Source organism: Pseudomonas sp. CLCA07, assembly GCF_053615335.1.
The window spans coordinates 904,282-917,157 of the sequence record NZ_CM132131.1 but is presented as its reverse complement, the minus strand read 5'-3'; the positions used below and the strand labels follow the sequence as shown (position 1 = coordinate 917,157).

Below are 12,876 nucleotides of genomic sequence, written 5' to 3'. Positions count from 1 at the left end.
AATACTAGCCTCAGCGTTTTTCCAGCTTATCCGGCAACGGCGCAAACAGCGCTTCAATATCATCACTCTGCAACTTCCAGTCCCCGGTCTTGCGTCCATCCAGAACGCCGGCGGCCAGGTCGGATTTTTCTTTCTGCAGATGCTGAATCTTCTCCTCGACGGTCCCCCGGGCAATCATCTTGTAGACGAATACCGGCTTCTCCTGACCGATACGGTATGCCCGGTCAGTTGCCTGATTCTCCGTCGCCGGGTTCCACCATGGATCGTAGTGAATGACTGTATCCGCTTCGGTCAGGTTCAAACCAACACCGCCGGCCTTCAAACTGATGAGAAAAATCTGACGCTTGCCGCTCTGAAAGTCTTTCACCGGTGCGCGTCGGTCGCGGGTCTGTCCGGTCAGCAGCGCATACTCAACGCCACGTTTCGTTAGCTCGACCTCGATGAGCGCCAGCATTGACGTGAACTGCGAGAACAACAGAATCCGCCGACCCTCCTCGAACAACTCATCAAGCATTTCCATCAAACTGTCGAGCTTGCCCGATGTGCTGCCGCGAGTCGGCAGGACGGCATCGTTAACCAGGCGCAAATCACAGCACACCTGACGCAGTTTCAATAGCGCCTCAAGAATGATGATCTGGCTGCGCGCCACGCCTTTGCGGGTGATCTCGTCGCTGACTTTCTTGTCCATCGCCAGGCGCATGGTTTCGTACACGTCGCGCTGCGCTTCGTTGAGTTCGACCCAGTGAATGATTTCAGTCTTCGGCGGTAATTCCGTCGCGACCTGTTCCTTGGTCCTACGCAGCAGAAACGGTTTGATCCGACCGTTGAGGTGTTGAAGTCTGACTTCACTGGCGCGCTTTTCAATCGGCACACGGTAATCGCGGTTGAAGCTTTTCACATCGCCAAGCCAGCCCGGCAGCAGGAAGTGAAACAGCGACCACAACTCACCCAGGTGGTTTTCCAGCGGCGTACCACTGAGGCACAAACGTTGACGCGCATTCAGCTCGCGCGCCGCCTGCGCCGCCTTGCTGTTGGGGTTTTTGATGTACTGCGCTTCATCCAGCACCAGCACATGCAAAGGCTGCGCGGCGAGGCGTTCGACGTCCTTGGGCAGCAGCGCATAGGTGGTCAGGATCAGGTCGTAGTCGGCCATATTATCGAAGTGTTTTTTGCGACTGGCACCGTACAGCGCCAGCACTTTGAGTTGCGGCGTGAAGTGCGCTGCTTCGTCGAGCCAGTTCGGAATCAGGCTGGTGGGCATCACCACCATGCACGGCCGATCGAGGCGTCCAGCCGCTTTCTCAGTGAGAACATGCGCCAGGGTTTGTAGGGTTTTACCCAGGCCCATGTCGTCCGCGAGAATCCCGCCGACCTCCAGTTGCCGCAGTGATTGCATCCAGCTCAAGCCTTCGAGCTGATAGGGGCGAAGGGTTGCGTTCAAGCCTTCAGGTGCGGTTGCGGTGTGGTCCTTGATGTCGCGTAAACGCTGGGCAAAGGTGCGGATCTGTTCGCCACCTTCCCAGAGTAGCGGCAAGTCTTCCAGCGGATTCAGGCGCGTCGCGTCGGCCTTGCTCAGCCGTAGTGTGGTTTCGCCAGGTTCTTGCAGATAGAACTCGCCGAGCGTCGCCAGCACCGGCTTCAAGCGGCCGAAGGGCAGGGCGACTTGCAGCGGGCCGTACTCGGAGTTCGGGCGATTGGGGATGTTCACCAGGATCAGCTCATCGTCGCGACGTCGGGCGAGGCGTTCCGGATTGAGAATTTCAGTGTGCGAGCGCATCAGGTTCAACAGGATCGGCAGCAAACTCAGGCGCTCGCCGTTGACGATGATCCCCAGTTCCAGATCAAACCAGTCGCGCTCCGGCACCTGCTCGACGGTGGCGTACCAGTCGTCCACGGCGGTCAGGTCGAAACCGAAGTCTTCGTCGATTTGCAGCTCCCAGCCCTGGGTGCGCAGCTTGGGTATTTCATTGAGGGTGAACGTCAGCCAGGCGCTGTCGTTGACCATCTCGTAGAGTTCGCCGGCACTTTCCGGCAAGGCTTTGCTTTGTCGGGTGGCAATCTTGAAGCCGAGGATTCGTAACTGTTCCCTGTAGGTCTGTTCGACATCCGGGTGACGTTTTATCCGCAGCGTCTGGGTTTCCTGGCGAATCAGAATATCGGCGTTCTTTTGTCCGCAAACGTATTCATCCAGATAGCTAAAAGACAATGCCGCACGATGCTGAATGTAGCGCTGCATCTTGCCGTTGCGCGGTTCGAAGGCGCTGAACTCGATGCTCGCCAGCCACAAGCGCGGCACCGGTTGAACGTTATCCACAAGCACTTGCGGCGGTGCTTTAGGGCCGCGGTTTTCCAGTACGGCCTGAAGTTTTTCCAGCAGATCGGCATCTTGCGCAGCCGCGGGGTAGGCCAGTGTTTCTTGCACCTTTAGCAACACCGCTGCGCAATGTTTGCAGTTGCTGTGAACCGGGCAGGTGCAGGTCGCGTCAACCATCAGCAAGGTGGCTTTGGCTGACTCACGCAGGCGAATGGTCTGACGGTAAACATTACCGCCCGAGCCTTCGCACGCAGCGGTGATCGTAGCGTCACCGACCTCGACGATCCTGACGCGGTTCTCCAGCGCGTAGCGACGGCCACGCTCCAGGCTTTGTTCCTTGAATCGGCTGACCCAGGAAGGTGCCAGGGGTTTGCTCAGGGGCGAGGGCATAGCAATCAGTCCGGAATTTCTTCGGGGACTGGCCGAGGAGCAGGGGCGGTGAGCGAGGTGATCTTGATCAACAGGCCGAGGTGGCCGTTGTCGAGGAAGTTCAGCTCGCCGTTCTTGGTATGGCTTTCTTGCTTGAGGCGTTCGCTGGCGGTGACTGTGCCGTTGCCATCGATCTGGTTGACCCAGAAATCGGCGTCGACGTCGGTGAAGCGCCCCAGCTTCAGGTTCAAGGTGCCCTCAATCGGGAACTGACCGTATTGTTCCTTGCCGTCGCTGATCGCGATTTTGCTGTCTTGTTCGCCGAGGGTTTGTTGCCAGGCCTTGTGCAGTAACACAGTGTAGTCAGCGCTGGCGGTGAGTTTTTCCACTTCGCCATTCAGGCTCGGCGTGCGCAGGCTGTCTTTGCTGATGGGCTGCGCGCCGGCGGCCCAGTCTTCCGGTGCCGCGCGGCTGACGATGGCGGGCACGGCGTTTTGTCGGACCAGAATCATTTCAATCTGATACAGATCATCGGCAAACGCGGTGGGTGCGAGCAGCGTTATAAGCAGGGGCAATGAGCGAAACAGGCGCATGCGGCGTCCTTCAAGCAGTTTTCGGGATAAGGAGCTCAAGCAGCGCCTCTACAGTATTAAAGCGTTCTTCCGAACGCTCCATCGGCACCATGAATTTAAACATCGTGGCGCCTTCGAATTTATAGCGTTTGGGCTGGCCCTGAATCAGTTTGATCAGTGTCAGCGGGTCGACCGGCGTCTGTGCCGCAAACTCGATGCGGCCACCTTGCGGGCCGCCGTCGACTTTCTTGATGCCCAGCAATTCAGCCTGCAACTTCAGCGATGTGATGCGGATCAGGTTCTTGGTCGGCTCTGGTAGCAGGCCGAAACGGTCGATCATTTCTACTTGCAGATCTTTGAGGCCGTCTTCATCGGTGGCCGAGGCGATGCGTTTGTAGAGAATCAATCGAGCGTGAACGTCTGGCAAATAGTCTTCGGGAATCAACGCCGGTACGCGCAGGTTGACTTCCGGACCACCGCCCAGCGGCTGATCAAGGTTCGGCTGCTCGCCCTTGCGGATCGACTTCACCGCGCGCTCGAGCATTTCCATGTACAGCGTAAAGCCAACCGCCTGGATCTGCCCACTCTGACCATCGCCCAACAGCTCGCCGGCGCCACGGATTTCCAGGTCGTTGGTCGCCAGCACGAAGCCTGCACCGAGGTCCTGGGTGTTGGCGATCGCTTCCAGACGCTTTTCCGCATCCGGGGTGATTTGCTGGCGCGGCGGCGTCAGCAGGTACGCATAAGCCTGGTGGTGACTGCGACCGACACGACCGCGCAACTGGTGCAACTGCGCCAGGCCAAACTTGTCGGCACGCTCGATGATGATGGTGTTAGCGCTCGGCACGTCGATGCCGGTCTCGATAATGGTCGAGGCGATCAGCACGTTGAAGCGCTTGTGGTAGAAGTCGCTCATCACCTGTTCGAGTTCACGCTCGCGCATCTGCCCGTGGCCGATGCCGATCCGTGCTTCCGGCACCAGTTCGGCGAGGTCGGCGGCGCATTTCTCGATGGTCTTCACGTCGTTGTGCAGGTAGTAAACCTGGCCGCCACGCAGCAATTCACGCAGCAGGGCCTCTTTGACCGTGCTCTTGTTCTGTTCCATGACGAAGGTCCGCACCGACAGGCGACGGGCCGGCGGGGTGGCGATAATCGACAGGTCACGCATGCCCGACACTGCCATGTTCAGCGTGCGCGGAATTGGCGTGGCAGTCAGGGTGAGAATGTCGACTTCACTGCGCAGGGCCTTGAGCTGTTCCTTCTGACGCACACCAAAACGGTGCTCTTCGTCGATGATCACCAGCCCGAGGTTTTTGATCTTCACGTCATCTTGCAGCAGCTTGTGCGTGCCGATCACGATGTCGATCTTGCCTTCGGCCAGGTCCGCGACGGCGGCGTTCACTTCCTTGGTCGACTTGAAGCGGCTCATCACTTCCACGGTCACCGGCCAATCGGCGAAACGGTCGCGGAAGCTGTTGTAATGCTGTTGGGCGAGCAAGGTGGTTGGCACCAGAATCGCTACCTGCCGACCGCCATGCACCGCGATGAAGGCTGCGCGCATCGCTACTTCGGTCTTGCCGAAACCGACATCGCCGCAGACCAGTCGGTCCATCGGCTTCGGCGCGAGCATGTCGCCGCGTACCGCATCGATGGTGGTTTGCTGGTCCGGGGTTTCTTCGAACGGGAACCCGGCGCTGAACGTCGCGTAGTCAGCTTTTGGATCTTCGAAGGCATAGCCTTCGCGGGCGGCGCGACGGGCATAAATGTCGAGCAATTCTGCGGCGACGTCGCGCACCTGTTCGGCGGCTTTGCGTTTGGCTTTTTGCCAGGTTTCGGAACCGAGACGATGCAGCGGGGCCAAGGCATCGTCGCTGCCGGTGTAACGCGCGATCAGGTGCAGGTTGGCCACCGGCACGTACAGCTTGGCGCCTTCGGCGTATTGCAGCGTGAGGAATTCGGCGGCCTGATCGTCGATTTCCAGTGTCGCTAACCCGAGGTAGCGACCGACGCCGTGATCGATGTGCACCACCGGCGCGCCTTCGCGCAATTCGGTGAGGTTCTTGATGACTGCATCGTTGTTGGCGTCGGCACGTTTTTCGCGGCGACGACGCTGCATCACGCGTTGACCAAACAACGGGCTTTCGGCCACCAGCGCCAAGGCCGGATTATCGAGTACCAGGCCTTCATCGAGCGGGGCGATGGTGATCGCCAGACGCTCCTTGCTCGCGACGAAGTCTGGCCAGCTGTCGACGGTTTTCGGTCGCAGCTTCAAGCGTTCGAGCAATTCCAGCAGCACTTCGCGACGACCCGCTGACTCGGCGGTGAACAGCACGCGTCCGGGGAATTCGTCGAGGAAACCCGCCAGCGCTGCCAGTGGCTGAGTGGCCTTGGCTTCGATGGCCAGGTTCGGCAATTCCCGCGCAGGGAAACGTTCGCGGCCGACACCGGTTTCCACGTCCTGTTGGCTGGCAACCACGCGCGGCCAGCTTTTCAGGCGGGCAAAGCAATCTTCCACCGGCAGGAACAACTCGGCAGGCGGCAATAAAGGACGGGACGGGTCGACGCGGCGTTCTTCATAACGGTTGCGCACGTCATTCCAGAAATTTTCCGCCGCTTGCTCGATGCCCGGCAGGGAAAACACTTGCGTGTCCTGCGGCAGGTAATCGAACAGTGTCGAGGTTTCATCGAAGAACAGCGGCAGGTAGTACTCGATACCGGCCGGTGTAATCCCGCTGCTCAAATCCTGAAAGATCGGGCAGCGGCGGAAGTCGACATCAAAGCGCTCACGGAAGCGTGCCTTGAAGCGGGTGACCGCATCTTTTTGCAGCGGAAACTCACGCGCAGGCAATAGGCGGACGGTGTCGACCTTGTCGATGGAGCGCTGGTTTTCCGGATCGAATGTACGCAGCGTCTCGATTTCGTCATCGAACAGGTCGATGCGGAAGGGCAGTTTGCTGCCCATCGGGAACAGATCGATCAGCGAACCGCGCACAGTGAACTCGCCATGCTCGTACACCGTGTCGACGTAGCGATAGCCGCTGGCTTCGAGCCGGGTGCGCATTTGTTCGACGTCGAGCTTCTGGCCAACATCCAGCACCAGGCTGCTGCCCAGCAGGAACTTGGTCGGCGCCAGGCGATGCAGGGCGGTGGTGATCGGCACCACCAGAACGCCATGGCTCAGCTCCGGCAGCCTGTAAAGGGCGGCGATGCGCTGGGAAATAATGTCCTGGTGCGGCGAAAACAGATCGTAGGGCAGGGTTTCCCAGTCCGGGAAGTGCAACACGGGCAAATCCGGGGCGAAGAAACTCAGCTCCTGCTCAAGCCGTTCGGCACTTTGGCTGTCGGCGGTCAGCAGCAGGGTAAAGCGCTTGGCAGCGCTGGCAGCCTCGGCGATGGCCAGGCTGAGGGCGGCACCGGGCAGGTTGCCCCAGTGCTGTTTACCTGCCGCGGCAGGGAGAAGCGGTAGACGCAGAACGGGCACGGAAGGTTGAGCTCCAAGCGTTGCGACAAAGTCGGTAATTGTAGCGGTCCCGGGTGCCGCCTGTCAGTTGCAGACTGTGTCTATTACGCAGGTTTGGCGAAATGTAGTGGTAAAGACAAAATCTGCCGGTTTTTTACTGAAAATTGCTGAATATGTAGTGGCAAAACCACCCGGTGTTACGGAGGGTTACGGATAAGGTAGCGTTGTCTCCAAAAAATTGACTGTGCTGCAAGGCCCGGTTTTATTGGGCTTTAGCGGGGCGTAATTTTTTTGAACAGGAAATTGTTACGGATCGCACGACAAGCGCGCATTGCTACGGGAGGGAGTCGGCGGCATAATGTAGCCCCTTTTTTCTGCCCCTACATGTGGAAGGTTCCCGTGACTCAGAAGCCCGACCAGTGTCTTGGTGAATGGATCGACCGTGAAGCACTCGCAGAAGCGATGATTCCGCTTATCGGTCAGCTCTACCGCAATAACAACGTGGTGAGCTCGATCTATGGCCGCAGCCTGATCAACCGTTCAGTCATTGCGATTCTCAAAGCTCACCGCTTTGCTCGTCATCGTCAGTCCGATGACAGCGAATTGTCCGTCCACGAAACATTCCCGCTGCTCAAGGCGATGAGCGAGCTCAAGCTCGGCGCCGCTTCGGTAGACCTGGGCAAGCTTGCGGTCAAGTTCAAGGCCGAAGGCAAAGGTCGTACTGCCGAGCAGTTCGTCCGTGAAGAACTGGCTGACGTGGTTGGTCAGCAGAACATTGCCGCTCGTAAAGGCACCGACGTTGTCCTGTACGGCTTCGGTCGTATCGGCCGTCTGCTGGCGCGCATCCTGATCGAGAAAACCGGTGGTGGCGACGGCCTGCGTCTGCGCGCCATCGTTGTCCGCAAGGGCGCCGAGAACGATCTGGTCAAGCGTGCAAGCCTGCTGCGTCGTGACTCGGTTCATGGTCCGTTCGATGGCACCATCACCATTGATGAAGCCAACAGCACCATCACCGCCAACGGCAACCTGATCCAGGTTATCTACGCGAAAAACCCGACTGAGGTGGATTACACCCAGTACGGCATCAAAGACGCGCTGCTGGTGGACAACACCGGTGTATGGCGTGACGCCGATGGCCTGGGCCAACACCTGGCTTGCCCGGGTATCGACCGTGTTGTTCTGACCGCGCCGGGTAAAGGCAAGCTGAAGAACATCGTTCACGGCATCAACCACGGTGAAATCACCGCTGACGACAAGATCGTTTCCGCCGCTTCCTGCACCACCAACGCCATCGTGCCGGTGCTGAAAGCTGTGAACGACAAGTTCGGCATCATTAATGGTCACGTTGAAACCGTTCACTCGTACACCAACGACCAGAACCTGATCGACAACTTCCACAAAGGCGATCGCCGTGGCCGTAGCGCCGCGCTGAACATGGTGATCACCGAGACTGGTGCTGCCACTGCTGCTGCCAAGGCACTGCCTGAGCTGGCTGGCAAGTTGACCGGTAACGCGATCCGCGTTCCGACGCCAAACGTGTCGATGGCCATTCTCAACCTGAACCTTGAGAAAGCTGCCACCCGCGAAGAGATGAACGAGTACCTGCGCTACATGGCGCTGCACTCCGATCTGCATAAGCAAATCGACTACGTCAACTCGCAGGAAGTGGTTTCCACCGACTTCGTTGGCTCGCGCCACGCAGGCGTTGTGGACGCTGAAGCGACCATCAGCCAAGACAACCGCGTTGTTCTGTACGTTTGGTACGACAACGAATTCGGTTACAGCTGCCAGGTGGTACGCGTGATGGAAGACATGGCCGGTGTAAACCCGCCAGCATTCCCGCGCTAAGCGTTAGCTACACATGAAAACGCCCCGACTTTGGTCGGGGCGTTTTTTTTTGTGCATGATTTCGGGTTGCTCCAGCCGGCCTCATCGCGAGCAGGCTCGCTCCCACAATGGTTTGTGTGAACTCTATCAAAACCTGTGGGAGCGAGCCTGCTCGCGAAGGCGTCAGAAAACATAGCATTGAAGCTGGCTGTCACACCCGGCTCTTCCCGGATTTCTATCGCATAATGGCTGGCCTGGCGTTGTGTCAGGAATTGGCTTGGGGAGCGTAGGAATTGTTGGAAAGGTGGCAGGGTGTTTTCTTTGTGCTGTTCGGAGCCTTGGCCGGCTGCGGCAACAGCGACTCCATGGAAAGCTTCGGCGGCCCCACCATGGGCAGCACTTATTCGATCAAATATGTGCGCCGCGCGGGGCTGCCCGCCCCAAAAAAAGTCCGGGCCGAGGTCGAAAAAATCCTCGCCGATGTTGATCAACAAATGTCGACCTATCGCAGCGACTCGGAAATCGAGCGCTTCAATGATCTCCCCGCCAATCGCTGTCAGAAAATGCCCGAACCAGTCCTCGGATTAATCCGCGTTGGTGAACAGCTTTCAGAACAAAGCGAAGGCTCCTACGACCTGACGGTAGAACCTCTGCTCAACCTGTGGGGGTTCGGCCCGCAGGCGCGTGAGGAAAAAGTCCCGGCCGCTCAGGCACTGGCCGAAGTGCGACAGCGAGTCGGTTACCAGCATCTGCGCATCGACCACGATCAGTTGTGCAAGGATGCCGCCGTCGAAGTCGACTTCAATAGCATCGCCGCCGGTTATGCCGTCGACACCATTGCTGCAAAACTCGATGCCATGGGCATTCACAATTACCTCGCCGAAGCCACGGGAGAGCTCAAGGCCGCAGGCAAAAAAATTGACGGTTCACCTTGGCGTATTGCCCTCGAAGAACCCCGGGATGATCAGCAAGTTGCGCAAAAAGTTATCGCGGTCGACGGCTATGGCGTGTCCACCTCCGGCGACTATCGCAATTATTTTCAGCAGGACGGAAGGCGTTATTCCCACACCTTCGATGCCCGCACCGGTGCGCCGGTCCTACACACCCTGGCGTCAGTCACGGTGATTCATCCTTCAGCGCTGATGGCCGATGGACTATCGACGCTGTTGCTGATTCTCGGCCCTGAACGGGGTTGGGACTATGCCCAGGCGCATGACATCGGTGCATTCTTTGTGATTCGTGCCGATACAGGTTTCGTCACACGAACCAATCAGGCTTTTGAACGCCAAAGTGGCGGTAAAACCGAGTGATGACAGCGATTCAAGCGTTAAAGACTGGCGTTGTAGTGCAGGCAAAACTAGCCTACGACGCGACCAAGGGTTAATGTGCGCGGCGTTGACGCTTCTATAGACTGTGTCCGGGTTCTGCACTGGCCCCAAATTGTTCCTTCACGCCACAGATCGGCGTGATTTAGCCGCAGGGTGCCGATGGCGCCGCGGCCTGTTCTGAGGAGTACGCATGGCTGTCTACAACTACGACGTGGTGGTGCTGGGTTCCGGCCCGGCGGGAGAAGGCGCGGCAATGAACGCCGCCAAAGCAGGGCGCAAGGTGGCGATGGTCGATAGCCGTCGCCAGGTCGGCGGCAACTGCACCCACTTGGGTACCATCCCGTCCAAGGCACTGCGTCACTCGGTCCGGCAGATCATGCAGTTCAACACCAACCCGATGTTCCGGGCCATTGGTGAGCCGCGCTGGTTCTCGTTCCCGGACGTACTGAAAAGCGCCGAGAAAGTCATTTCCAAACAAGTTGCTTCGCGCACCGGCTACTACGCCCGTAACCGTGTCGACGTGTTCTTCGGCACCGGCAGCTTCGCCGACGAGCAAACCATCGAAGTGGTCTGCGCCAACGGTGTGGTTGAAAAGCTTGTCGCCAAGCACATCATCATCGCCACCGGCTCGCGTCCTTATCGCCCGGCGGACATCGATTTCCACCACCCGCGTATCTACGATAGCGACACCATTCTCAGCCTCGGCCACACCCCGCGCAAACTCATCGTCTACGGCGCTGGCGTGATCGGTTGCGAGTACGCCTCGATCTTCAGTGGTCTGGGTGTTCTGGTTGAGCTGGTGGATAACCGCGGTCAGTTGCTGAGCTTCCTCGACTCGGAAATTTCCCAGGCGTTGAGCTACCACTTCAGCAACAACAACATCACGGTCCGCCACAACGAAGACTACGACCGTGTCGAAGGCGTAGACAACGGTGTAATCCTGCACCTCAAGTCCGGCAAGAAGATCAAGGCCGACGCCTTGCTCTGGTGCAACGGTCGTACCGGCAACACCGATCAGTTGGGTCTGGAAAACATCGGCGTGAAGGTCAACAGCCGTGGTCAGATCGAAGTGGACGAAGCCTATCGCACCTGCGTACCGAACATTTACGGCGCCGGTGACGTGATTGGCTGGCCGAGCCTGGCGAGTGCCGCACATGACCAGGGTCGTTCGGCCGCTGGCAGTATCATCGAAAACGGTAGCTGGCGTTTTGTGAATGACGTTCCGACCGGCATCTACACCATTCCGGAGATCAGCTCGATCGGCAAGAACGAGCAGGAACTGACTCAGGCCAAGGTGCCGTACGAAGTGGGCAAGGCGTTCTTCAAGGGCATGGCGCGCGCGCAAATTGCCGGCGAGCCGCAAGGCATGCTGAAGATCCTGTTCCACCGCGAAACCCTGGAAGTGCTGGGCGTACACTGCTTCGGTTATCAGGCGTCGGAGATCGTGCACATCGGTCAGGCGATCATGAACCAGCCGGGCGAACTGAACACGCTGAAGTATTTCGTCAACACGACGTTCAACTACCCGACCATGGCCGAAGCCTATCGGGTAGCAGCGTACGATGGCCTCAACCGGCTTTTTTGAGCGGCTCCGGCCGGTGGCCTGAGCCGGCCGGGGAGACCGATTTCAGCAACTCTCGAGCGTGGCGCTGGCCAAACCGGGAAAGTCTGTAATCAGGCTGTCAACGCCGAAGTCGGCGAGTCTGCGCATTAGCGCGGGCTCGTTGACTGTCCACACCGACACATGCAGCCCCTGACGCTGCGCCTTCTGCAGGCGTTCCGGCGTACACAGGGTCCAGTTCAACGCCAAAATTTCACAGCCATAGCTTTGCGCGACCTTCAGCGGGTCGAGCCAGGCGTACTCGGCCACCAATCCGCGAGACACGTCCGGCACCAGGTCCAGCGCGGCTTTGAGCACTTCGCGTGAACTTGAGGTAATAGTGACCTTGTCGAGCAGGCCGAAACTCTGAGCCATTTCACGAATCGCCAGCACAGTCGTGGCAGCACGGGTGCGTGAGGCGCTTTTGACTTCCAGTTGCCAGTGATCGAAGTCGCACTTCTCGAACAATTCTTCCAGCGTCGGGATCGGGCAGGGTTTGATCCAGCCTGGGCCGCCGTTGCGCGCGTCATAAGTCACCAGTTCCGCCGCCGTATGCTCGACGACCTTGCCGCGCCGGTCGGTGGTGCGCTTGAGTGTCGTGTCGTGGATGACCATCAACTCGTTGTCCATGGACAGGTGCAGGTCCAGCTCGCAACGGCGAATGCCGTGCTTGAGGCATTGCTGAAAGCTGGTCAGGGTGTTTTCCGGTGCTTCGCCCTTGGCGCCGCGATGGCCGTAGATGAGGGTCACGGTTCTTCCTTAAATTAAATGCTTGATTCGTTTTCACGGGCCAGTCGTCGTTCCTGGGCCTGCTTCTGCAAAATGTAACGGGCCAGCAACTGTCGCTGAGCATCGGTCGGGCGTTCGAACTCGGTGCCGACATCAAAGCTGCCAGCCTTGCGGTCGCAATGGGTGACACGGGCTCGCAGCAACAGGCCGAGGGCTTGCGGCATCAGCACCAGCTTGACCGACAGGTGCGTGCCCACGGCGATAGGCGTCGGATGAAGGAACTCAATGCCGCCTTCGGAAATAACCACCGGCTGAGGCTCGCCGATCTGCCCAAGCACAGTGATTGCGATCACCTGGCTCAGTAAATCGATGCGTTTGTTCTGGGATTTCAGGAACGCCGCAAGGTTGCGGTCGCGCTCACTGATCTGGCGTAACAGGTGTTGCGACTCGAATTCGCTCAGGTGCAGCTCGCTAAGCAAATTGAACAATGGAGAAGCATCCTGCAACACTTCCTGGCCAGCGGCCTCGGGAGCTGACAGGGTCCGAATTTCCAGTGCGATCGTGTCCTCGATACGGTAGTATTCGCGGCGATCTTCTTCATCTAATGTCGACATGGCGAACCCATGGTAGCGGCGGTGGTCTGAGTGTAAAGCTGGTTATCGACCCCCGCCACAAGG

At 58.7% G+C, this 12,876-nt stretch carries 8 protein-coding genes; 3 read left to right on the top strand and 5 right to left on the bottom strand.

Annotated elements, in window-relative coordinates:
- Positions 1 to 10 precede the first annotated feature (10 nt).
- From ACWGZX_RS04285 to mfd, 3 genes are read right to left on the bottom strand one after another with little or no spacing between them, the layout of a single operon-like run.
- The gene (locus ACWGZX_RS04285) at positions 11 to 2,704 is read right to left on the bottom strand and encodes an SNF2-related protein (protein ID WP_452627416.1); all 2,694 of its coding nucleotides are present in this window, start codon (positions 2,702 to 2,704) and stop codon (positions 11 to 13) included.
- A 5-nt stretch (positions 2,705 to 2,709) separates the two neighbouring features.
- A complete protein-coding gene (locus ACWGZX_RS04280; protein ID WP_452627415.1) occupies positions 2,710 to 3,276 on the bottom strand; it encodes a CsiV family protein in 567 nt (188 codons plus the stop codon).
- Positions 3,277 to 3,286: 10 nt separating this feature from the next.
- Positions 3,287 to 6,736 carry a transcription-repair coupling factor gene (gene mfd / locus ACWGZX_RS04275; RefSeq protein WP_452627414.1) on the bottom strand — a complete coding sequence of 1,150 codons (3,450 nt, stop codon included), beginning with the start codon at positions 6,734 to 6,736 and terminating at the stop codon, positions 3,287 to 3,289.
- A 363-nt stretch (positions 6,737 to 7,099) separates the two neighbouring features.
- On the opposite strand from mfd, the gene ACWGZX_RS04270 reads away from it, so the two are divergent.
- From ACWGZX_RS04270 to sthA, 3 genes are all read left to right on the top strand, one after another.
- On the top strand, positions 7,100 to 8,563 hold the full coding sequence (locus tag ACWGZX_RS04270; RefSeq protein WP_452627413.1) for a glyceraldehyde-3-phosphate dehydrogenase: 1,464 nt from the start codon (positions 7,100 to 7,102) through the stop codon (positions 8,561 to 8,563).
- 272 nt (positions 8,564 to 8,835) lie between these two features.
- The gene (locus ACWGZX_RS04265) at positions 8,836 to 9,852 is read left to right on the top strand and encodes an FAD:protein FMN transferase (protein ID WP_452627412.1); all 1,017 of its coding nucleotides are present in this window, start codon (positions 8,836 to 8,838) and stop codon (positions 9,850 to 9,852) included.
- A gap of 208 nt (positions 9,853 to 10,060) precedes the next feature.
- The gene (sthA, locus tag ACWGZX_RS04260; protein WP_223511662.1) at positions 10,061 to 11,455 is read left to right on the top strand and encodes a Si-specific NAD(P)(+) transhydrogenase; all 1,395 of its coding nucleotides are present in this window, start codon (positions 10,061 to 10,063) and stop codon (positions 11,453 to 11,455) included.
- Positions 11,456 to 11,497: 42 nt separating this feature from the next.
- On the opposite strand, the gene ACWGZX_RS04255 is transcribed toward sthA, so the two are convergent.
- Positions 11,498 to 12,220: a glycerophosphodiester phosphodiesterase gene (locus tag ACWGZX_RS04255; RefSeq protein WP_452627411.1), complete on the bottom strand. Its 723-nt coding sequence runs from the start codon at positions 12,218 to 12,220 to the stop codon at positions 11,498 to 11,500.
- A 14-nt stretch (positions 12,221 to 12,234) separates the two neighbouring features.
- A complete protein-coding gene (locus tag ACWGZX_RS04250; RefSeq protein ID WP_452627410.1) occupies positions 12,235 to 12,813 on the bottom strand; it encodes a PilZ domain-containing protein in 579 nt (192 codons plus the stop codon).
- Between the last annotated feature and the right edge of the window lie 63 nt (positions 12,814 to 12,876).

Coding starts and splice junctions, on each gene's coding strand:
- ACWGZX_RS04270 (WP_452627413.1), top strand. CDS start 7,100: ATGTGGAAGGTTCCCGTGACTCAGAAGCCCGACCAGTGTCTTGGTGAA.
- ACWGZX_RS04280 (WP_452627415.1), bottom strand. CDS start 3,276: ATGCGCCTGTTTCGCTCATTGCCCCTGCTTATAACGCTGCTCGCACCC.
- sthA (WP_223511662.1), top strand. CDS start 10,061: ATGGCTGTCTACAACTACGACGTGGTGGTGCTGGGTTCCGGCCCGGCG.
- ACWGZX_RS04250 (WP_452627410.1), bottom strand. CDS start 12,813: ATGTCGACATTAGATGAAGAAGATCGCCGCGAATACTACCGTATCGAG.
- ACWGZX_RS04285 (WP_452627416.1), bottom strand. CDS start 2,704: ATGCCCTCGCCCCTGAGCAAACCCCTGGCACCTTCCTGGGTCAGCCGA.